Below are 22,001 nucleotides of genomic sequence, written 5' to 3'. Positions count from 1 at the left end.
TGACAACCTGTCCTTTCGTTTCAAACATTGCAGCATTAAGCGTTCCGCCAACAGCAGAAAAAGGATGAGAAGACCTCATCCTTTGTTTTGAGACAAGTAAGAAATGACATGATGCAATTTCTCATTTCGGAGACTTTTGGTTTTATCTAAACCACCAAATAGACCCTAAAAAGGCTTGGAACATCTTCACCCCTCCTTTCTGATAAACTGCATTTATTATACATGCGCCAAAGCAAGAAGAACATGACAAAAATGTCATGTTCTTAACTGCAGGCTGTCGTTCCGCCATTCTTTCTCTAAATTTTCTTTTAAAATCTCGTCATCAATCATAACAGAGAATTGCACAGCCTGCTGATATTTCAGCTGAGCTGCGCTGAAATCCTGATCCACATACAGATAATATTTCCATTCGATCATATCAACCAGCGGTTTCTTTTGGTAGTCCTGAGTTTTACTGATGATGGTATTCAGTTCCTGAACAATGGTTAAGAGATGCTGATAAGATTTGGTCAGTAAAAGCAGGCCGCTGCACTGCAGCAAGACATCTCGCAGCAGAAAAAGATGACTGGGGACGATATATCTGGTTTGAAGAACCAGACGGCCGGCCAGCATATCCAAAGTTTCTAAAGAAGTATCATCAAGGTAAATGTGATCAGACGAACTTTGATAAAAATAGAGTCCGATAAGCAGCAGATCATTGATACCGTAAACTTTTTTAGCTTTGACCTGCTCAAAGTAATCCTGCAGCAGTCCGCTGCCAAATTCAATATTATCCGTCATGTGGGCATCTAAAGAAGACTGAAGAACATCGATGGACAGCTGTTCTTCTTCGGGCAGGCTATTGTAATAATATTCATATATCTCATCAAAGTAAGTCTCAACCAATTCAACCCGGCTGCTGTCATCATATATCGGTGTCCTCATAATGAGGTATTTCAGTTCCTCATAACGGGCAGGCAGGGCAAAACTTTCACCGTCTGTCAGCTCACCAACAGTTACTCCCAAACATTTAGCAATATACCTTATTTTATTAAGCGTAGGGGCTGACTGCCCTGATTCAATCCGCGCCAGCTGCCTGACAGACAGCTCCGTCTCATCTCCGCAAAGTTCTTCCCGTGTCAGCTTATTTGCAAGCCTTAAACGTTTAATTTTCCCACCAAACTTTTTCACACTTGCTCCTAAAATTTCTTTCGTTTTTTATTAGCTTATTTTAACACGGACTGACATATTTAACAAATCATTTTGACTAAAAAAAACAAGGGATATTCCCTTTTGTTTAAACTGGTCGATTTTAAGTTTAGAGACCGCATGCTTTACTAAAAATGAGAGTGGGACAAAAATCGGTCAATTGTCATAACATGATGATTTCGGTTTTGTTATCCCACCTCCAATCAATCACTTCGCCAAACTCATCTGTTTAAAAAAGTAAAACGAGGCAGGACTTTTTGTCCCTGCCTCATCTCCGAAAATTTAAGCAAAAAATATAGTTTAGACAATAGGCAAATCCGTTAAAGAAGACTCAAATATATTCTAACAATAATACGCTGATACTCCCTGGTTCAGTAATTTAACGGCTGATTCACCTGCAATCCGGCCGGAATTCCATGCAAACGCACAGCTGATTCCCTCTAGGGTCGGATAGGAGTTATCATACATACCGGTTGCATTATTACCCGCTACAAAAGCTCCCTTGACAGGTTTTTGATCAGGGTACAGCACCTGAAAAGCTTCATTAGCCGGAATACCGCCAATAGTACCTAATGAGGTAGAAATAGGACAAACCGCGTAGAACGGCCCTTCTGCGATAGGAAATTTCAGAAACGTTTCGGATTTCCCGAATTCTGTATCCGACTTTTGCTGGATAGCTGTGTTATAGGTCTCAACTGTTTCTTTCAAGGATTGGGAGGAACAGCCGATTTGTTCTGCTAATGCTTGTAAACTTGACGCTTTAAAAGCTGCGCCGTTTTCAGCAGCTTCTTCCAAATCACTGTCTAAAGTCGGAAAAGGCCCAACTTGATGTGTCATAGGCTGATGTGCCAATGTCACAAAAGTACGTTCAAAGGACTGGGTCCAATCTAAAACATTTGTTTTTAGAAAATCAACCTGCGCCTGATCCATAATGTAGTAATAATAGCCGCCGGCTGTATAAGTTGCATTCCCCCATAGAGCAAAATCATAGACAATTTCTTCATTAACAAAGCGTTTGCCCTGTGCATCGACCCATAGAAAAGGCAAATTCGTCAAGGTAAATACAGCTATATTTCGCCATTTAGGATTCGTTTTTGACACAACTGTAGCAGCATGATTTTCAAAGTAGCGGTGTTGACGCGTTTCAACCCCCAACTTTTCTAACATTGTGAAGCTATCCCCTGTCGCTTTACGCTCTCCCATGCTATAAAGGAATTCTGGGGCGATGGTCAAAGCCTCAGCAACCATCTCTGCATTCCCAACAAAACCGCCGTCTGCTAGAACAACAGCTTGGCAGCTAATTTCAATTGTCTCACCATCAGCCTTAACCGCTTTTACTCCTTTGATCTGATTCTCTTGATAAATCAAATCTTGACCGGCTGTTTCGGTTAAAAGAAGGCCGCCTTTTGCTTCAAAATAGTCTTTCATTCTGTCAAATGCAGCAAATTTATCAATGTATTGGTGATAAACCATTGCATGGTCTTGATGGACTTCCTGCGTATTATTTACCAGCTCAGTTTCCATACCATGTTCTTGCAGCCATGCAATTGTATCAGCAGATTTTTCTAGAATGGCACGCGTTATACGGGCATTTGAACGATGGTGGGTATAATTCAGCATTTCTTCTATGGCATCCTGAAGCTTGTAATGACGCGTTTTATCATCTTCTGAAGCCTGCTGAAGTTTGCTGCCAACAGCAAATAAACCTTCTGCTCCAAACATGCCAGCACCGCCATACCGATCGCCTTTTTCAAGCATAATAACATTTTTACCTGCATCGACCAAGCTGAGAGCTGCTCCAAAACCGGCTGCTCCGGCACCAACAATAACGACTTCTGTTTGATACTCCATATCTAATCACCTCTCCTCTTTTTTATAATGCTCCTAAAAATTTACGAAAACAAGTGTTTATTTTGGAGATGTATGAAAAAGGCATTTTCCGTTGAACTATAGCTCATAGCAGTGTTTAGGCACCAGATATTGTCCCGTAAAAACTTTAAAATCTTACAGTATAACAGGTTTCTAAGCAAAATATCTTGCTTACAAACCAATCCGAGCAAAGATATCATCCACACGTTTAGCGTAGTAGCTTGGATCAAAGAGGTCATCAATCTCTGTTTGACTGAGCTTGCCAGTGACCTCTTTATCGGCTTCAAGAAGAGGTTTAAAATCAATTTGCTCGTCCCAAGACTGGGCTGTTTTTGGCTGGACAAGATCGTAGGCCTGCTCACGGGTCATGCCTTTTTCAATAAGCTTAAGCATAACGCGCTGACTGTAAATCAGACCGAAGGTCGAATTCATGTTGCGCTTCATATTCTCTGGGAAAACCGTAAGATTTTTAACGATATTGCCGAAACGGTTGAGCATATAGTCAATCAGAATGGTTGTATCCGGCGCAATGATACGTTCAGCCGATGAATGGGAGATGTCACGTTCGTGCCAAAGCGCAACGTTTTCATAAGCCGTCACCATATGCCCGCGGATAACACGGGCAAGCCCAGTCATATTCTCAGAACCGATTGGGTTGCGCTTGTGGGGCATAGCTGAGCTCCCTTTTTGACCTTTGGCAAAGAACTCTTCCACTTCACGCTGTTCGGATTTCTGCAGGCCGCGGATTTCAGTCGCCATGCGTTCAATTGATGTGGCGATGCTGGCTAATACGGCAAAGTATTCCGCGTGGAGGTCACGGGGCAGTACTTGTGTCGAAATTTCCTGCGGACGGATACCTAATTTTTCACAGACATATTTCTCCACAAAAGGCGGAATATTGGCAAAGTTCCCCACAGCACCAGAAATTTTCCCAGCTTCCACACCGCTGGCGGCATGCTCAAACCGCTCTATATTGCGCCTCATTTCGCTGTACCAAGTCGCTAGCTTGAGCCCAAAGGTTGTCGGCTCCGCGTGAACACCATGCGTACGGCCCATCATAATGGTATACTTGTGTTCACGCGCCTTTTCCGCCACAATTTCGGTGAAATGATCAAGGTCGCGACGGATAATATCGTTGGCCTGCTTATAAAGGTAGCCATAAGCTGTATCCACCACATCGGTAGAGGTCAGACCATAGTGAACCCACTTGCGCTCCTCGCCAAGGGTTTCAGACACCGCACGAGTAAAAGCCACCACATCATGGCGGGTCTCCTCTTCAATCTCCAGAATGCGGGCAATATCAAAGTCAGCCTTCTCCCGAATGAGGGCCACATCTTCCGCAGGAATTTCCCCCAGTTCCGCCCAGGCCTCATCTGCGAGGATTTCAACCTCCAGCCATGCGCGGTATTTATTTTCTTCCGACCAAATAGTCGCCATCTCAGGGCGGGAATAACGTTCTAGCATAATTATGATACAGAGGGTGTTAAGAAAGCGAGAGAAAAATAGGAGACTGACGCCGTGTGCTTGCACACAAGGAAGTCCATCTTTTTTCTGACACTTTTAGCACGAGTTCAAATCTCGGGACCCTCTCACTCCTTTCAGTTTTATCTTAAGTATGTTTTATGACTATATCAAGGAAGATAGGTCATGGTTATCTTTTTGGCACAGTCTGTAGCCCGGATTCAGTTCAGCGGTGCCCTTGCTCCTAGCTTGTTCCTTTTATTAAGCCGGTTATCTGCATTTATATTCTCAGACCGATTACTAATCATTCAAAATCCTCTCTCCCAATGGCCACTGATGGATAATGAGGAAGTTTATTCAAATCCGTATCCAGCGGAAGGTCATAGACAGCAAGATAATCGTTTGGAAACTGGGTTTTCAGTTCTGCCATTTTGCTGTTAACAGCTTTTTTATCAGCCGAGGCAAAAACAATTTCAACTACACCAGTCTTACCATTTGCAATAAAAGCATGAGTTATGATCTGAATCATAAAGTCTCCTTCAATAATTTTGGAAATAAGGGACAAGCTTTTTGATATTTTCGGTAAAGAGAGGCATCGAAACTCCAGCTTTTTTCCCGGCACTGTAAACCTTTTGGCAGCCATAGAAGATATCATCTTTATCATTATGCAGGGTCATAATCCGTCTGGTCAGTTGATTGCTGGCAAACATTGCTTTCATAATTTTCCCAGCCAGCCATGCAGGCAGCTTATAAGGAAGCAGCTCTCCCCTATACCTTTTCAAATCAACGCCATAGGCAGATGTCACTCGGGTCGTTTCGCGAATCACCTTAACTGCCAATGCCAGCTTTTGCGAATCCTTCATCAAATCAACCGCCAGTTTCTGCGGATTATCCAAATGGCCAAGACCAGCTGCCGTTGAAGTAACTCCCGCATTAATAGCCATATGAATCCATATCCATTCTACCATATCATAAGGAACCTCTACCTTAATATCAGCTGACTGCAGCAGACTTTTTAAATCTTGATAGTTAGTAATGGCTGTCTTTTTCTCATCATCGAGCATCACATGGTCAAATAGAACGGCTTCCAGATGGTTTCCTTCAAGATGGCCGCCAGCGGTCGGGAAACCAATAACATAGTTATAATCTCTGGCAAGTTCAGCAATCTCGTCACCGGTCATCCAAAAATTGCAGAAGATAACAAGATTCCCTCTTATTTTTTTCTGTCTGAGTGTCTCAACGGCCTCATTGACCTTACCGTTCCTGACGCTTAAAAAAATAAAGTCATATGCCGTATCAGGCTGGGCTAAATGAACATGGTAAAAGGCCCTTTTTTCTTCCCCCTTATTGGAATAACGGCCGTCTAATAAATCAACAGTTAACTGTTCAGGAACCGTCTTGCCATCTCTCACAAGATGCTCTACTTGATGTCCGGCCTGCTGAAACACATGACCGTAAGTTGTTCCTATGACACCTAAGCCCAAAATGCAAATTTTCATATCAAAAGCAAATCCTTTCCCTGCAGCAGTTTTCAACTATAACCAGCCAAATACTAAAAAGAAATAACAGCAGTCTGTCTCCAGATTATTTTAGGAGTGACAAGCCGTCACCAAACACTGTCATCTCTTGGCTTTCTCTTTTATCTAGATTACACTGCTGATAGCAAATTTCGCTGCCTTCTGTGCATGAATAGCTGTTGTGTCAAAGAGGGGCATATCTGTATCTTCTTGTTTGACTAGAAGACCAATCTCGGTGCAGCCTAGGATAACTGCTTCTGCGCCAGCTTTTCTCAAATCATCGATAACGCTGAGATAGAGTTGTTTGGAGCTTCCTTTGATTTGACCGAGACAGAGCTCGTCGTAAATGATGCGGTTGACTTCCTCAACACCAGCCTGATCCGGAATGACTACCTCCAAACCTGCCTCAAGTAACTTTTCCTTGTAAAAATCCTGAGTCATGGTGTACTTAGTGCCTAGGAGACCAACTTTTTGAATCCCCTTTTCAAGCAGTGCCTCAGCAGTGGCTTGTGCAATATGCAGGATAGGAATTGAAATCTTTTCCTGAATCTGCGGAGCTACTTTATGCATGGTATTGGTGCAGATGACAATGAAATCTGCGCCAGCCTGCTCCAACTTCTGAGCGATTTCAGACAAGACCTGAGCACTTTTGCCCCAATCACCACTGGATTGATAGTGTTCAATCTCAGCAAAGTCTACACTATAGAGCAGAATTTTTGCTGAATGGAGACCGCCAAGTTCTTCCTTGATTGCTTCGTTGATGAGCTGATAATAGGAAGCCGTACTCTCCCAGCTCATCCCACCGATAAGACCGATAGTTTTCATAGTATTCACCTAAAACTCAACTTTATAACTAATTGTCTTCCTTAAACGCGTATTGCCTACTAGCAACTGTTGAATAAACTTACTTAAATCCCTATACAGCCGCGTTTGCTGAAGCAAGGCTACCTTAACTACGCCTGTTTGACTATTTTCAACAGGACATGAATGATTGCATTATCATTAAAAATCTGTTCCTTTTCCCATTTCTTCAACTTCATCAGGCATATCACTAAACACCGTCACGTGCCCCATCTTGCGGTTAGGCTTTGCCTCTAGTTTACCATAAAGGTGGAGGTGGGCGCTAGGATTAGCAGCAATATAGGCCTGGGCTTTATCCATGTGCTGACCAAGGACATTGAGCATGACAGCAGGCGCATGGAGTTTGATTTCGGGCAGTGGTTGGCCAAGAATCCCCAAAATATGCGTATCAAACTGCGAGAAGTCACAGGCTTCGATAGAGTAGTGACCTGAATTGTGTGGGCGCGGTGCGATTTCGTTGACGATGATGCTATCATCTGCCGCAAACATTTCCACGCAGAGGGTCCCTGACAGTCCCAATTTTTTAGCAATTTGTACCGCCAGAGACTGGGCTTTTTGAGCCAACTCATCTGAAATCCGAGCCGGGACAATGGTTTTGGAAAGAATATTGCTGCGGTGAATGTTTTCCTGAACCGGAAAAACAGCCATATCGGTCCCATTGCCAGAGATAATGACCGAAATTTCACGGTCAAAAGTGACAAATTCTTCCAAAACACATTCGGTCGAATTGGCCAGCCGGCTGGCTTCCTCAAGATCAGCTTGCCCGCGGATAACTTTTTGTCCATGGCCGTCATAGCCTCCCGTTGCCGTTTTAAGAACATAGCTTCGGGATAAATCAAGATTTTCTAAATCCAAGCTGGAGGTAACAACTCTGTAAGGGGCCACCGGTACACCTGCTTCCTTTGACAGAAAATTTTTTTCAAAAATGCGGTTTTGGGCAATGCGCAATAGATCTGTTCCCTGAGGCAGCTGGTTTTCCCTGATGACAGCATCCAGCGCATCGGCATCGACATTCTCAAACTCATAAGTGAGCACATCACAGCGCTCTGCCAGTTGGCGAAGAGCCTCTACATCGTTGTAAGGTGCCACAATCATCTCTGCCACACGCGAAGCCGGACAATTTGCTGCTGGGTCTAGGACAATCACCTTGTGGCCCATGTAAATGGCTGATATGGCCATCATTTGCCCTAATTGGCCGCCGCCGATAATCCCAATCGTTTTAGTCGAGCTCATCTGTCATAGCCTCCGCAATTTCTCCTTGTTTACGGGCAAAATCGGCCAGTTTGTCTGCTATCGCACTGTCTTCAACAGAGAGGATACGCAGAGCTGTCAGCGCCGCATTAGTCGCTCCTGCTTCACCGATGGCCATAGTTGCTACAGGCACACCCCCAGGCATTTGCACAATAGAATAAAGAGAGTCCAGTCCGGACAGAGCCCGGGATTTGACAGGAACCCCGATAACCGGAAGAGTGGTTTTGGCGGCCACCATGCCAGGTAAGTGAGCGGCTCCGCCTGCTCCGGCGACAATCACCTTAATCCCGCGGCCGCGCGCTTCCTCAGCATATTTAAACATAAGGTCCGGTGTGCGGTGAGCAGAGACCACCTTTTTCTCATAGCTGACCCCGAATGTATCCAGCATATCTGCTGTTTTTTTCATGGTAGTCCAGTCGGAGCTGGATCCCATAATAATGGAAATTACTGGTTTCATCGTTTTCCTTTCATTTGATTCATATCTTCAGCATCGAGAACCTGATACCCAAGGTCCTTAAGCTTTTGAGCAAAAAGGCCGCTCCCTGCTTTTTTCTTACCGGAAAAGGAGCCATCATAAATCTGATGGACACCGCAGGATGGACTTCTGGACTGAAGGACAGCTAAATCAACCCTTTTTCCTTCCAGACAAGCAAGTGTACGAGCAATCCCGTCCTGAAACGGCTTATCATAGACTTTGCCTTCAGCATCAAGAACATGCCCGCCGGAGAGCTCCACAGGCTTCCTGGGAACTGGCAGACCGCCAGCAACCTCCGGACAAACTGCGATAACTTCCTTATCGGACACAAAATCAACAACCTGCTGATTATAATTATTACCGCCGTTATACTTGCAGTTTTCACCTAACAGACAGGCACTGACTAAGATACAAGATTTATTTTCCAAGAGCTTTACTCCCAATATCTGTTCTGTAGAAGAGGCCTGCGGTCTTTTGATAGTCCAGCTGACTATATATGCTGTCCTGTGCAGCCTGAACAGTATCTGCTGTGGTGACCAGCATATAGACCCGGCCTCCATTAGACAGCAGTGTCCTGCTGTTTTCAGCAAACTTAGCTCCTGCATAGTAGGTGATAATATCGCCGTCTGTTTTGGCAGGCAGCGCTACGCCTTTCTCATAAGCCAGCGGATAACCTTCTGAGGCAACAACTACACCAAGCGTTACACCTTTATCAGTCCAGATGATATCGGGTGTTTCCCCTGCCAAAAGAGCCGTAATATTTTGGGCAAAATCGGAAGTCAGACGCGGCAAAATCACCTGCGTCTCCGGATCGCCAAAACGCGAATTGAACTCGATAACTTTAGGACCATCAGCTGTTAGGATAAGGCCGGCATAAAGCACCCCAAGATAAGGACGGCCTTCTGCCAGCATACCTTCCAAAACCGGTTTAATAATAGTTTTCACCGCAGCATCTACTACATCTTGAGGCAGATGAGGCACAGGTGCGTAAGCCCCCATACCGCCTGTATTAGGCCCCTTGTCACCGTCATAAGCACGCTTATGGTCCTGAGCCGGCGGCATAACATAAAATGTATCACCATTGACAAAGGCAAAAAGCGAAAACTCCTCACCTTCCAGAAATTCCTCAATCACCACACGTGCACCTGCATCGCCAAATTTATTGTCCAGCAGCATGTCCCGCGCAGCATCAACTGCCTGCTCAGCTGTTTCAGCCACAACCACGCCCTTACCCAGCGCCAGACCGTCAGCCTTAACCACAATGGGAGCTCCCTGCTCTTCTATATAAGCCTTAGCTTTTTCGAAATCGGAGAACGTCCTGTAAGCCGCTGTGGGAATACCGTATTTGCTCATGATTTCCTTAGCAAAATCTTTGGACCATTCCAGCTCCGCCGCTAGTCGGGTTGGCCCAAACGCTTTGAGCCCAGCCTTATTAAAATCATCAACGATACCCGCAGCCAAAGCATCATCCGGACCGATGAAGGTCCAGGCAACACCATTGTCCTGAGCAAAAGCGATCAAGGCAGAATGTTCGGAAATTCCGATATCGACCACATCCAGACCATCAAGCACCATCCCATCATTCCCAGGTGCCACAAAGACCTGCTCTACCTGAGGAGACTCCAACAATTTCTTCGCAATCGCGTGTTCACGACCGCCAGACCCAACAACCAAAAGTTTCATAACTCAGATACCTCACATGAAAATCCTGACAACCATTATCCAAAAACTAAAATCCTTTCGCAAAACAATCCCATTTCACGAATTATATAGGATTATTATAGCATATTTGTTCGGGAATATGGGGTTGTGGATAAATCGTATTAAAGAAAAACCACAATTATAGTTATAAATTGTGATTGACTTTTAATGCTAATGAACAATCTCATAGAATTAGACAAAGGTAAAAAAAGACTCCGGCTTCTCACCTTCTAAATAAGCTACCATAGTAGTCTATTAATTCCTCTTTATTTTTCCTCTTATTCAAATGATTTGCATATTTCTCTAAGATTGCTTCACTGTACTTTTTGTCTGTTTTCAAAAAATTACTTACACTTGTTACTCTTCCAAACTCAAATTCATTTATATATATTTCTGTTAACCAATCAATTAATTCATAAATCAATTGTGAGATTTTCTCATCAATATCATCCTCCTTATAATTTGAGATAAAAGATCCAAATTCAAAATATTGGGTGATATCTCTGACTTGTGAAAGATCAGAATCTTTATTTACAAGAGAATAGATGAAGCCAAGTAATCCCATTAGGGTTTGCTTAGAATTAGCGAGTACATTCATCTGATCATTGTTCAACTTCTTATAATCTTCTGCTTTATATCTCAAAATAACTTTATCAATTCTCTTACTCAGCTGTATTAAATCAACTAAAAATTCTATTTTTTCTGGTTGTTTTTCAAATTTTTGCAAAAAAACTTGTTTATAATGAGCGTTGTTTGAAAATAGTGATCTTTTATTTGAACGAGCTGTTCCAGGTTTTTGTAAAACAAACGAAAAGTACAGTTGAGCCAGTTCTTCGTTTTTTATCTTATTATCTCCATATTTTCGTGGAGCGTAAACTCCTCTTTTTATCTCCAAAAAATAATCTTTGCCCTCTAGTAATTGCTGTAATTTTAGCATTTCTGGGGCATTAGATTTTAAATCTCTGGGCTGGATTGGTTTTTGTGAGTTGGTCGCTTCAGCAATTTCGTTGTAAAATCTCATTGTTGCATCTTCATCTAATTCCTCACTGCTTTTTACAATTTTACACATTACATAAAAATCTTCCTTATTTGATTTATAATCTTTAGCGATTAAAGTACTCGTTTGCCCCCCATTGACAATTGAAAAATCATAAATTTTTATACTATTTCCATCTAAAATATAATCTTTACAAGCAATTGTTAAGCCATTATTCTTAAACCAAAAGTTCTCGCTGTCTTTTGTAATAGTACTTCTTATTGCTTCATCCACATTTTTAGATTTGATGTACCTTCTGATATTTAAATTAAACAACCCTTCACTTTCATACTGATCAAAGGCTTTCTTTAAACTTCCGGCACTAATATTAACTACAATCCCTTCACTTCTATCTGAGCTATATTCTAAAGCATTCTTAGACCTATCTAAATTAAATTTATATTCACGGACAACTTTCAACTTTGATTTCAAATCTATAATTGTCTTCTCAATTGTTTTTAAATTATAAAAATATAAATCAGCATATTGACTATCTGATTCAACTTTTGAGATTACATTCTCTGTTTTAAAAGTAGACAGTGAGGCAAATACATAATCAAAATTTCCTTCGTTTTCTTCTGTTAACCTATCTAAGGCATTAAGAATCCTTTTTTTCACTTCCTTGCTTAATTTACTTGTAGAGTTATTTTGAAAATCTTTAACTGTTGCATCTAATTTCCTCAATTCAGCTACTGCTTCATTAACATCTATATTCTGAGAATATTTATTTTGTCCAAATATAACCTTTGAATTTTCCTCATCAAAATAAACAAAATCAATGCCTCCATCGGATTTTTCATCTGTAATATTTTCATTATATATATCAAACCAATTTTTTTCATAATCCAAAGAGTTATAGCAATAAAGTGAACATATTAAAATATCAAATGCCTTTTCTTCAGCAATTTTTTCACCATGTTGAGCAGCGATTGAAATAATCTTTGAAATTTCATCATTTAAAATGTTAGACATAAATTTCCTCCTTATAGTTATCAAATTCTATTCTAGTTAATTATACCAAAAACTTAGTATTCATTGTGGTATTAATAAATTGGTATCACTTCTTATAAACTTCTCCTGTTCATTAAAAGCAAACTTTCCAACTCACGAAATCCTTATTCCAGCACAACAAATATCAAGTTACAAGACAGTGTCGTGATTCGTCTACGTATGCTATAATGAACACTAAAAAAGGAGGAACCGTCATTGAAGAATTTCGTAAGTGAAATAGCTAGTAACAAGAAATTAATAGTGGATTTTCTAAAAAATAATTGGCGATATATAATTTATTTTTTGTTGATTTCCTTGCTTAATACGCTTTGTGCTATAGCAGCTCATTTTACGTACTATTATTTAATCTTTGCTACTATCTTGATAATCACTCTTTTAAGATGTTTCTTATTGTTAAAGTTTTTTCCAAAAGCCTTTCAATCTAAAATAAGACAAAATGATTTGATATGGATAATTCCTGCCTACTCTTTTATTTTCGGCGAACTAACCTTGGCAGAATTTTATTTATTCTATCATTTTTGAAAGTTCTAAAATGAAGTTAGCCACTTAGATGCAAAAAAACACCTCTATGTTACACTTGTAGTTGACGAAAACACAAGTAAAGGACATAGAGATGCAAGACCATTATACACCAACAGGCAAGCACTTGACAATAGCTGATCGCCGCTTGATTGAACGCTGGAAGCAAGAAGGGAAATCTAATCGTGAGATTGCAGGTCTCTTAGGCAAAGCTCCTCAAACGATAAACAACGAGATGAAACGTGGACTGGTCCTCCAACAGGTGCGTAAGGGGAAGTTTGAGAAGCTTTATAGGGCGGATAGAGCTCAGGAAGTGTATGAGATTAATCGAAAAAATAGCCGTAAAGCTGTTAGTCTCACGAAGAAAGTCAAGGAAACCATTGTCCACTACATCAAGCTGAAGTGGTCACCTGAGATGATTTCAAAACGTAAAGTCAACGTCCCACAATCCACCATATACTACTGGATGGACAAGGGGTACCTGGGGCTGACTAAGGCAGATAGGCTGTATCCAAGAAAAGGCAAATCCCCTAAGAAAACAGCCAGTCCTAATTTCATGCCTGTTGGAAAGTCGATTGAGGAGCGGCCTGAAGCGATCACTCAACGACTGGAGGCTGGGCATTATGAGATTGATACGGTTGTTCAGACACGGGCTAAAGCGCCTTGCTTTCTGACATTAACAGATCGAAAAACCAGGTATGAAATCATTCGTTACTTGCCCAGTAAGACAGCACAAGCCGTTAACGAAGCCTTGTCGAGCATTTTACAGGAATATCAGATCACGTCAATCACAGCTGATAATGGGGCAGAATTTGCTAGACTAAGCGAGATTTTTAGTGAAGAGAAGATCTACTATGCTCACCCTTATTGCTCTTGGGAAAGAGGCTCTAATGAGAATCACAACCGTCTTATTCGACGTTTCCTACCCAAGGGAAAAACAAGAGCGACCAGAAAACTGGCCACTCAGATTGAATGGTGGATAAACAATTATCCCAAACGAATATTAAACTACAAGACACCTAGAGAAATTGTATTCAGTGGCTAACTTCAACTTGAAATTTAGCATTCTATCATTTTGAGTTAAATAAGCTAATATTTGAATGTCTTATTTTATGCTTAATCCTGATTGTTTTCTATTTTAGTAAATGGTTTATCAACAGTAAACCTTGGATACGTGTTGTTACAGATATTTTAACAGTCCCATTATTATACTTATTGGCTGCGTGGTTCCCAAAAGTTCCACATATAATAACTACATTTTTGATTATCACTTTGATTGGTTTAAGATGTATCATTATTGTTAGTTTACACAATAAGAAATTTTCTTTTACACTAAATGATAACTATTATATATTCAGTGAAATTTTTTCATTTCTAGCTTTTCTCTCTATTCTCGTTAATTTCGATTACAGTTTACACCTTTCTCTAAATTTTGTAGGTAAGATAATAGCAATTCTCTTTTATCCTCTTCTGTATATAATTTTACTTTATATCAATCCTTTGCTTTATAAACAGTTTGCTATTCCAAAAGAAGAACTAAGTTTTTATCTTGTAACAGGATTGTCCTACTTTCTAGCTGTTATTAGCATTTCTGCTGTTCTTCTTTATTCCAATGATGACGATGCGCTTGAACTTCTGATGTGGGCTGTCCCTGCAATCAGTTTAACTTTTCTCCAAGGAATTTTCAGTGTACAAGAATTTAGACTGAAACGGGCTATTTCCCCCTCTCGAAAATTTAAATTTATGGTTTATAGTTTTAATACTGCATTATTTTTAACGATTTTTCTACTAAATTTCTTTATTAAATGGGGTGAACATAATGATATATACCTTTTATTGATGTGCACTACCCTTATCAATTTAATGATTATAGAGATATGGTAGCTTTTAGCAGTTTGTTGGGAGTTGGGGCCAGTTTTGCGATAACAGAATCTTTATCAAAATTTTTTGCCAATCCTAAACGTGGCTATATTGTTTTGAAATCCAAAGAGCATAAATTCCCGAAAAGAATACATAAAAAGCGTTGAAAAAATACCCAGCCAAAAATGGCTGGGTATATTTGTACAATTGATGATAATCATCCATTAAACGACACATGAACATGGTCGTAGTGGTTTTCAGTGACACTGCCGCGGTCAGGCATGTCATTCCATGTGTAGGCGGGGCCATAGATGCTGTCATACGGTGAATAAAAACGCTGTTTCCAAATAATATAGGAAATGTTATTGGCCCCGATACTGTCAATGGCGTATTGCGCAACCTGATCGCCTAATTCGGAACTTTCAGGGACCATAAAATCAACAGCTAAGCCTTTCCCATGGTCATCATCAGCACCTTCCCGAAAGAGGCTGAAAGAGCTGATTCCAAAAACAGAAGCGATTTCTTCCTTGAAGGCTACAGCTTGCGGCTGCAAACCTGCATTTTCAGGATTAGTCAGAGCAGCAGCTGTGCTTGCTGCTGTTTCTGCCGCAAGTTCTTGACTGTCTTCTGTGATTTCAGTTACAGAAGGCTCTGCCGCCTCTTCAGCTGGCGTTTCTGCTGTGTCTTCAGCCGCAGGAATTTCTTCTGAAGCTTCAGCAGTCTCTGTGGTCTCCTCTTCTGCAAAAGCTGGTTCAGCAGCCGGTTCTTCCTGAGCAGATTCTTCCTCTGCAGGAAGTTCCTCTGCGGGCTGATCAGCCTGGATGTCTGCTGTATCACCCTCTAACTCCTGCTCTTGGTTATCAGCTGCAGGCTCTGAATATTCTTCGCCAGTTTCCGGAATTTCGGTCACAGGAGCTGTTTCCTCCGCAGTTGGTTCAGCACCGCTATCTTCCAGAGGAATAGCTTGGTCTTCAATCACCAGCTCATTATTCGCCAAATCGGCTTCAGCTACAACCGGTTCTGCACCATCATCAGCAGCCGGAATTTCGATTGTCACTTCCTTTGCCTGATTCTGTTCATCATAGCTTGTGGTTAAAACAGTATCCGGAAAAATCAGATTGATATCTGCAATCTGGTTAATTTTAGCTAAATCAGCTATATCCACAGACAGAGCTGCAGCAATAGTGCTCAGCGTATCGCCGTATTTGACGGTGTAAGTGCGGTTATCTTCCGCCTGAACGACATCTGATTTTACTTCTTCCAAAGTTCGCGGTGTCCAGCTTCGCCCGACTGCCGTTTCCTGAGCCTGTGCGGCCAAATTGGGAAAGGCTGAAAGAAGCAGGGTAGATGTTAACAGTATTTTATAATGTTTTTTCATTACTCTTTACCTTTTCTTTTTTTCTTGTTTTTATATATTAACATAAATTCTGGGCAGTACAAGAGTATCTGAAACGATTTAAAGAAACTGTCTTTTACATGTAATATCGCCTTTGTTTTGTAACATATTACTAGTTATTGATAACTGGTGGATAAAAGAAAAACGAAAAACACCGCCCAATTGTTTACAAACTGGCGGTGTTTAGATTTACTGCACATTGTTCTGAGATTCTTCTTCGGGATAAATCAGTCCCCATTCTCTGCGAAGCTGGGTCATAATGCCCATAACATCTTGTGTATAGTCCAGATGCATTGTGTTCTCTTCCCCAGAAACGGCCTTTTCCATATCAGCTACTTCGTAGGCAAGGGCATCTGCTGTCTGACCGGCTTCAATCACTTCCTGGCTGCTGTCTTCAGTGTATGTGATAACAGCTTTTTGGCCTCTCGGATAATCATAAAGTTCAATATAGCCTTTATCAAAGGCGACAGTTCCCCGTTTAGGCTGCTTAGCATGAAGACTTAGAGCGATGGCGGCCATTTCACCGGCTTCATTTGTCAAGAGAATCCCTGCCTGTTCATCAACACCTGACGGAGCCAGTTTTACCTGCGAGGCAAGCTGATCCGGCTTTGAGTGCATAAACCAGCGTACAAAAGAAATGGCATATACTCCGATATCCAGCAAAGCTCCGCCTGCAAGGCTGCGGCTGAAAAAGCGGTTGGACATGTCATAATCCTTATAGCTGCCAAAGTTCATCTGGATAAACTTGAGTTCTCCTAATTTTCCAGAATCTGCAATCGCTGACAGCTTGCGGTAAATCGGCATGTGAAAAATTGTCATTGCTTCTGCAAGGATGACATGGTTTTCTTCTGCCAATTGAACCGCTTCTGCCAATTCCCCGCTGTTGAGTGTAATCGATTTTTCGCATAGAACATGTTTCCCTTTGCTTAAGGCTTTTCGCAGAAAGTCTATGTGGGTATTGTGCGGAGTTGAGATATAAATAATATCAACCTCAGGATCATCGAAAACTTCGTCAAGCGTTTCATAAACTTTTTCAATGCCATATTTTTGGGCAAAAGCCAGCCCCTTATCATAGGTCCGGTTAGCCACTGAATAAAGTTTTCTCCCCTGTACGGCCAAAGTTTGTGCCAATTCATTAGCAATCACCCCGGTTCCTAGCGTCGCCCAATTATACTTTTTATCCAAATTATAATCCCCCCTTAAGTCTATAGCTGCTAAAACACAAACTTATCCTGATATCCGATACAGACAAGACCACTGCAGCTGTCATCCTTTGGTTTACAGCTCTTATTATAGGATAGTGCACCAGTTATTTCAAGATTTGCAAGACTTTTAGATATCAGGGTAAGTGCTTAAAACATGATCCTCGGCTTCCTTACTCCAGATACCTGCTGTTTTATCTAAAATACGGGCCAAATCAGGATCTTTTTGACAAACTTCAGCTAACTCTAAACGATTAAAGTTTTTATGTGTATAAACTAATTTTTTGCCGCCGCCGATGTCTGGCTGTGACAAAGTTGTTTCTGCCAGAGCATTCAATCCAAGTACATGGGTGACAATATTAGCCGCAGTCACCTGCTTTTTTTCGACAGCATCAACTGCCCGGCGCATATCAGCAACACTGCCTCCCGATGTACCGACATAATGAGTGAATGCATAGTGAATATCATAAAAATTAACCGAAGCAGAGAAATCCTTGGACTGAGGACCGGCAAAAAAGTTTAAACAGCCATCAGGATTTAAAAGATTGGAAGCCATTGTAATAAGCGACTCTGAAGGAACGAGTACAAAGATATCATCAAAACCCTGTCTGCCGACTGTTTTCCGTAAAACATCGGCCTGATTGTCCAGTTTTTTAGTATTCACAAAGCTTAATTGTGTTTTTTCTGTTGAGGTATACAATTTTTCAGCCCGTTCCAATTTATCTTGATTAATATCCGTCACAACAAGATGACGAGGATTAACCGGTCCGTGCAGAGCATAGTCAAGCGCAAGCAAACCCATCGGTCCGGTTCCGCCTAAAATAAGTAAATTTCCGCCATCTTTGATTCCCATTTTATGATCATAACTTCCTTCAATCAAATGATAATTAGCAGAGAAAGCCGCGATCACACAGGATAGAGGTTCTAACAGCGAGCCTTCAAAAAAAGTTTCTCCCTGATAAATAATCAAACAATCCTGTTCCATCACATCTTTATCGATGATAATATAGGTCGCATCTCCCCCTGTGTAAGAGTATGAATAACCGGGACAGTCAGGACGATCCGGCAACTGGAGGTTCGCCTGAACAACATAGCGCTGCCCTTTTTTAAATTTATTCTGCCATTTTTTCCCAACTTCCAGAATTTCACCGCAGAATTCATGACCAATAACAATGGGTTTAGCAGCCAAATCGTCCGGTGTTTTTTTATGATCAGCTCCTTGATTGGCCAGCTTCCACGATGACATACAAATACTGTCAGTAACTACTGATGCTAAAATTTCATTATCCTTGAGGGCAGGCAGTTCAAATTCTTCCAATCGTAAATCTTTCTTTCCGTACAAACGTACTGCTTTGGTTTTCATTCTAATAGTTCACTCCTTCCCAAAATAAAATACAAAGGCTAAATAGTATCGAACGAGCAAGGTCCCCGCTGTAAACACCATTTTTTAAATGATGCTATATGCAATTAAGCAGCATTTAATATGGTGTCTTTAATTTTTGTCATCTTCGCTTTTTAGCCATGATTCCATAAACAGCCTCTGCAGTTAATAGTTTTTGTTTTAGGATTTACTTTCAGGTTCATTATTATCCATTGGTTCAAAGGAAGCCCTTAAAATCTGCTCAACAACCTCTGCCTCTAAGTTGACAAAACGGTTTTCAGATAAATTTCCATGTTCAACAGCCTTTTGGCTCATTTCTGCAAGAATATCCTGTGTTTTAATCCCTACTTCCGGCAGAGTCATCGGAATACCCAACTGATCTTTGAAAAAGCGATAGGTCTGCCGAACGGCTTTTTGTGCCAGTTCTTTATCAGTCCCATCTGTCAGTCCCCAAACATTGCGGGCATAATCTGCAAACTTAGCATGTGTACTGGCATCTCTGTCTATACAGTACTTCATCCATCGGGGCGTGATAACAGCCAACCCTATACCATGAGTAATGTCATAGTATGCAGACAGTTCATGTTCAATGGCATGGCAGCTCCATGCCCCCGAACGGCCTTGACCGACCAACCCGTTCAGAGCTAAGGTTGATGCCCATAACAAATTAGCACGAGAGATATAATTTTCAGGCTCCCGAATAGCTACTGGAGCATGTGTAATAATGGTTTTTAAAAGACCCTCGGCAATACTGTCCTGAACATCGGTTCCTTCAGTTCTGTTGAAATACTGCTCAAACAAATGGCTCATCATATCAGCTGAACCTGCTGCTGTCTGCCACTTGGATACAGTATAAGTCAAGCTTGGATCTAAAAACGATACACGCGGAATCAATTCCCAGCCGCTGGTCCCCCGTTTCTCTTTAGTCGCAAGATTTGAGATAACCGCATTGCGGTTCATCTCCGTGCCGGTCGCAGCCAGTGTCAAAATAGTAACAAGAGGGAGGGCTTCCCCCACCAAATTTTTGTTTGTAATTAAATCCCAGGCATCTCCATCATAATAGACACCAGCTGCAATCACTTTGCTGGCGTCGATAACAGAACCGCCGCCAACAGCTAAAATGACATCTACTTGCTGCTGCCGTGCGATAGCTATCCCTTCACGAACTGATTCGATACGTGGATTGGGCTCAACGCCGGATAATTCAGCTACTATAAAATCATTCTTTTTCAATAAGGCCATGAGTTTGGTATATAGGCCTATTTTTTTTATTGAACCGCCGCCATAAACAAATAAGACACGTTTTCCAAAAGTCTCAAGCGCTTCTGGTAGTTCACTTAATCGCTCTTTGCCAAAACGAATATCTGTCGGTATGCATAATCGAAAATTCTCCATTGTCTGCCTCCTGCAATTCCATTTAGCTATGATAGTACTCCCAGCGCATACCCAGCAATCCCGACAGCAAACAAGACAAAAATCAGCAGTATTGGACTGACTTTTTTTCGAAGAAAATACATCATCGCAAAAGTGAGTGCCAAGGGTAACAAGCCAGGAACCAAGTCATCTAAGATATTTTGAATAGTGGTAACCACGGTTTTACCATCTGCTCCCGTGGTTTTATATGCCGCCAGGGAAACATTGATACTGGTCCATTTAGTAACCAAGACTCCCATGACAAAGAGCCCCAGAATAGTTGCACCTTCTGTTAACTTTGGAAGAATATTCCCAGATAAATTCTTAACAATCCCCAGCCCCTGTTTATAACCATAACTTAAGCCATACCACTTAATCGCTAATCTGATAATATTAAAGGCTAGGAAAAAAGCAATCGGCCCCAGCACTTGCCCGCTTAAAGCCATCGATGCTCCAATCGCTGCAGTAACAGGACGTAAGGTCCCCCAAATCAAAGGATCTCCCACACCGCAAAGAGGTCCCATTAAGCCGATTTTCAAACTGCTAATTGTCCCATCATCCAGATCTGCGCCATTGGCACGCGCTTCTTCCATAGCCATGGTAACTCCGATAACCGGACCGCACATAGCCGGTGTCACATTAAAGAAAGTCAGATGACGTTTCAAAGCAGCAGCCTGATCTTTCTTACTGCTATAAATCCGCTTGATTGCCGGAATCATATCAACACAAAAAGCCAGTGCATGAATTCGCTCATAGTTAAATGAAGCCTGCTGAAAATTGGAATAGATAAATGCTTTAAATAAATCTTGTTTATTTATTTTGTTCTTTGCTGTTAGGCTATGATTTGCCATAATTAACCCTCCTTACCAAGATACAAAGGCTGTTAAGAACGCAATGGGAAAATAGGCGCCCAATCGCTGAGTCACTAAAGACTCAAGGGAGGGCGGTCTTTTTCCCGCAGCGTTTAGGCCGTGTTCAGTTCATCAAGATACAAAGACCGTTTAAAAAACAAGGCAGACTGTTATTTTCCTCGCTTTTAGCCTTTGTTTAACTAATCTTCTAACTCATCGTCGGCTAAAACGGTATTTTCATTTCCGGCATTAACTGTTTTAGCAAAATGAGGATTTAACTGCACATATATCAAAGCAATAACCAAGCCTAAAACACCAAAAGCCAGCAGGCTGAAATCCAGATAGCCGCCTAGAATAAACCCTGCAAAAAAGAAGGGCAGCAAATATTTTATATACATCATATTAAGTACCATCGCATAACCGACTACAACAATCATGCCTCCGGCTACTGCAAGACCGCCTGTAATCACTTCCGGTATCGCATCAAGCATTCTGGTTACTGCAGATGCATCAACAAATATAGCTACCAGGGTCGCGGGAATAGCTACCCGCATAGCTTGAAATACCAGAGCAAAGAAGTGCAAAAAAATGATTTTGCTGAAGCGTGCTTCCTGAGCCTCCCTATCCGCAGCATGCTGAATCGCAACAGTTGCTGTTCTGACCAAAACAGTAAGCACTTGACCGGCAACCGCTACCGGCAAGGCAATAGCAATCCCTTTTTGGATATCCTGATGCCCGACAACAACTAAGATAGTTGAAATCACACTTGCTAAGGCAGAATCCGGAGATTGAGCTGCCCCAATATTCATCCATCCTAAGGCAATTAATTCAAGTGTTCCCCCAAGGATAATACCGGTTGTGATATCCCCTAAAATAAGACCGGTTACAGTACAAGCGATAAGCGGTCTATGGGTCTGAAACTCATCTAAAACACTGCCCATACCGGTGATACTTGACCAAATAAATATAAGTATAATTTGCAAAACTGATAGAGCCATCTCATCCCCCT

At 41.6% G+C, this 22,001-nt stretch carries 18 protein-coding genes; 1 reads left to right on the top strand and 17 read right to left on the bottom strand.

The genetic code is table 11. From position 1 onward, the window contains the following. Positions 1–255 precede the first annotated feature (255 nt). The 11 genes from DDV21_RS00415 to DDV21_RS00365 all read right to left on the bottom strand — a co-directional run bounded on the left by DDV21_RS00415 (position 256) and on the right by DDV21_RS00365 (position 12,331). The gene (locus DDV21_RS00415; RefSeq protein WP_116878509.1) at positions 256–1,170 is read right to left on the bottom strand and encodes a helix-turn-helix domain-containing protein; all 915 of its coding nucleotides are present in this window, start codon (positions 1,168–1,170) and stop codon (positions 256–258) included. Between the two features lie 360 nt (positions 1,171–1,530). Then, a complete protein-coding gene (locus DDV21_RS00410) occupies positions 1,531–3,039 on the bottom strand; it encodes an FAD-dependent oxidoreductase (protein WP_116878508.1) in 1,509 nt (502 codons plus the stop codon). Positions 3,040–3,228: 189 nt separating this feature from the next. Next, complete coding sequence (gene purB / locus DDV21_RS00405) at positions 3,229–4,521, bottom strand: adenylosuccinate lyase (protein ID WP_116878507.1); 1,293 nt, start codon at positions 4,519–4,521, stop codon at positions 3,229–3,231. Positions 4,522–4,822: 301 nt separating this feature from the next. Further along, the gene (locus DDV21_RS00400) at positions 4,823–5,047 is read right to left on the bottom strand and encodes a phosphoribosylaminoimidazole carboxylase (RefSeq protein WP_116878506.1); all 225 of its coding nucleotides are present in this window, start codon (positions 5,045–5,047) and stop codon (positions 4,823–4,825) included. A gap of 10 nt (positions 5,048–5,057) precedes the next feature. Next, positions 5,058–6,017: a ketopantoate reductase family protein gene (locus tag DDV21_RS00395; protein WP_116878541.1), complete on the bottom strand. Its 960-nt coding sequence runs from the start codon at positions 6,015–6,017 to the stop codon at positions 5,058–5,060. A 144-nt stretch (positions 6,018–6,161) separates the two neighbouring features. Continuing rightward, positions 6,162–6,860, bottom strand: coding sequence for an aspartate/glutamate racemase family protein (locus tag DDV21_RS00390; protein ID WP_116878505.1), 699 nt, complete (start codon positions 6,858–6,860; stop codon positions 6,162–6,164). Positions 6,861–7,037: 177 nt separating this feature from the next. After that, positions 7,038–8,129 (bottom strand): 5-(carboxyamino)imidazole ribonucleotide synthase, encoded by a 1,092-nt coding sequence (purK, locus tag DDV21_RS00385; RefSeq protein WP_116878504.1) that lies wholly within the window; start codon positions 8,127–8,129, stop codon positions 7,038–7,040. Next, positions 8,116–8,604, bottom strand: coding sequence for a 5-(carboxyamino)imidazole ribonucleotide mutase (purE, locus tag DDV21_RS00380; RefSeq protein ID WP_116878503.1), 489 nt, complete (start codon positions 8,602–8,604; stop codon positions 8,116–8,118). The genes purK and purE overlap by 14 nt, the downstream gene beginning before the upstream one ends. After that, complete coding sequence (locus DDV21_RS00375; RefSeq protein WP_116878502.1) at positions 8,601–9,050, bottom strand: 2-thiouracil desulfurase family protein; 450 nt, start codon at positions 9,048–9,050, stop codon at positions 8,601–8,603. Before DDV21_RS00375 ends, purE begins: the two co-directional genes overlap by 4 nt. Next, the gene (purD, locus tag DDV21_RS00370) at positions 9,040–10,305 is read right to left on the bottom strand and encodes a phosphoribosylamine--glycine ligase (protein WP_116878501.1); all 1,266 of its coding nucleotides are present in this window, start codon (positions 10,303–10,305) and stop codon (positions 9,040–9,042) included. Before purD ends, DDV21_RS00375 begins: the two co-directional genes overlap by 11 nt. Before the next feature lie 241 nt (positions 10,306–10,546). Beyond that, positions 10,547–12,331, bottom strand: a complete 1,785-nt coding sequence (locus DDV21_RS00365; RefSeq protein WP_116878500.1) for an AIPR family protein — start codon at positions 12,329–12,331, stop codon at positions 10,547–10,549. Between the two features lie 652 nt (positions 12,332–12,983). On the opposite strand from DDV21_RS00365, the gene DDV21_RS00355 reads away from it, so the two are divergent. Then, positions 12,984–13,934, top strand: coding sequence for an IS30 family transposase (locus DDV21_RS00355; RefSeq protein WP_116879182.1), 951 nt, complete (start codon positions 12,984–12,986; stop codon positions 13,932–13,934). A 1,032-nt stretch (positions 13,935–14,966) separates the two neighbouring features. Here the strand turns inward: DDV21_RS00355 and DDV21_RS00345 are convergent. The 6 genes from DDV21_RS00345 to DDV21_RS00320 form a co-directional block, all read right to left on the bottom strand. Further along, positions 14,967–16,127, bottom strand: a complete 1,161-nt coding sequence (locus tag DDV21_RS00345) for a LysM peptidoglycan-binding domain-containing protein (protein WP_116878579.1) — start codon at positions 16,125–16,127, stop codon at positions 14,967–14,969. Between the two features lie 207 nt (positions 16,128–16,334). Beyond that, the gene (locus DDV21_RS00340; RefSeq protein ID WP_116878580.1) at positions 16,335–17,330 is read right to left on the bottom strand and encodes a Gfo/Idh/MocA family protein; all 996 of its coding nucleotides are present in this window, start codon (positions 17,328–17,330) and stop codon (positions 16,335–16,337) included. A gap of 147 nt (positions 17,331–17,477) precedes the next feature. Further along, positions 17,478–18,710, bottom strand: coding sequence for a zinc-binding dehydrogenase (locus DDV21_RS00335; RefSeq protein ID WP_116878581.1), 1,233 nt, complete (start codon positions 18,708–18,710; stop codon positions 17,478–17,480). Between the two features lie 198 nt (positions 18,711–18,908). Further along, positions 18,909–20,123, bottom strand: a complete 1,215-nt coding sequence (locus tag DDV21_RS00330) for an iron-containing alcohol dehydrogenase (RefSeq protein ID WP_116878582.1) — start codon at positions 20,121–20,123, stop codon at positions 18,909–18,911. 26 nt (positions 20,124–20,149) lie between these two features. Beyond that, positions 20,150–20,992 (bottom strand): PTS system mannose/fructose/sorbose family transporter subunit IID, encoded by an 843-nt coding sequence (locus DDV21_RS00325; RefSeq protein ID WP_116878583.1) that lies wholly within the window; start codon positions 20,990–20,992, stop codon positions 20,150–20,152. Positions 20,993–21,192: 200 nt separating this feature from the next. Further along, on the bottom strand, positions 21,193–21,990 hold the full coding sequence (locus tag DDV21_RS00320) for a PTS mannose/fructose/sorbose transporter subunit IIC (protein WP_116878584.1): 798 nt from the start codon (positions 21,988–21,990) through the stop codon (positions 21,193–21,195). Positions 21,991–22,001: the final 11 nt, after the last annotated feature.

It is taken from the genome of Streptococcus chenjunshii (assembly GCF_003086355.1).
GTDB lineage: Bacteria > Bacillota > Bacilli > Lactobacillales > Streptococcaceae > Streptococcus > Streptococcus chenjunshii.
Note: the sequence above shows the minus strand (reverse complement) of the source record. Positions and strands in the feature narration are given on the sequence as shown.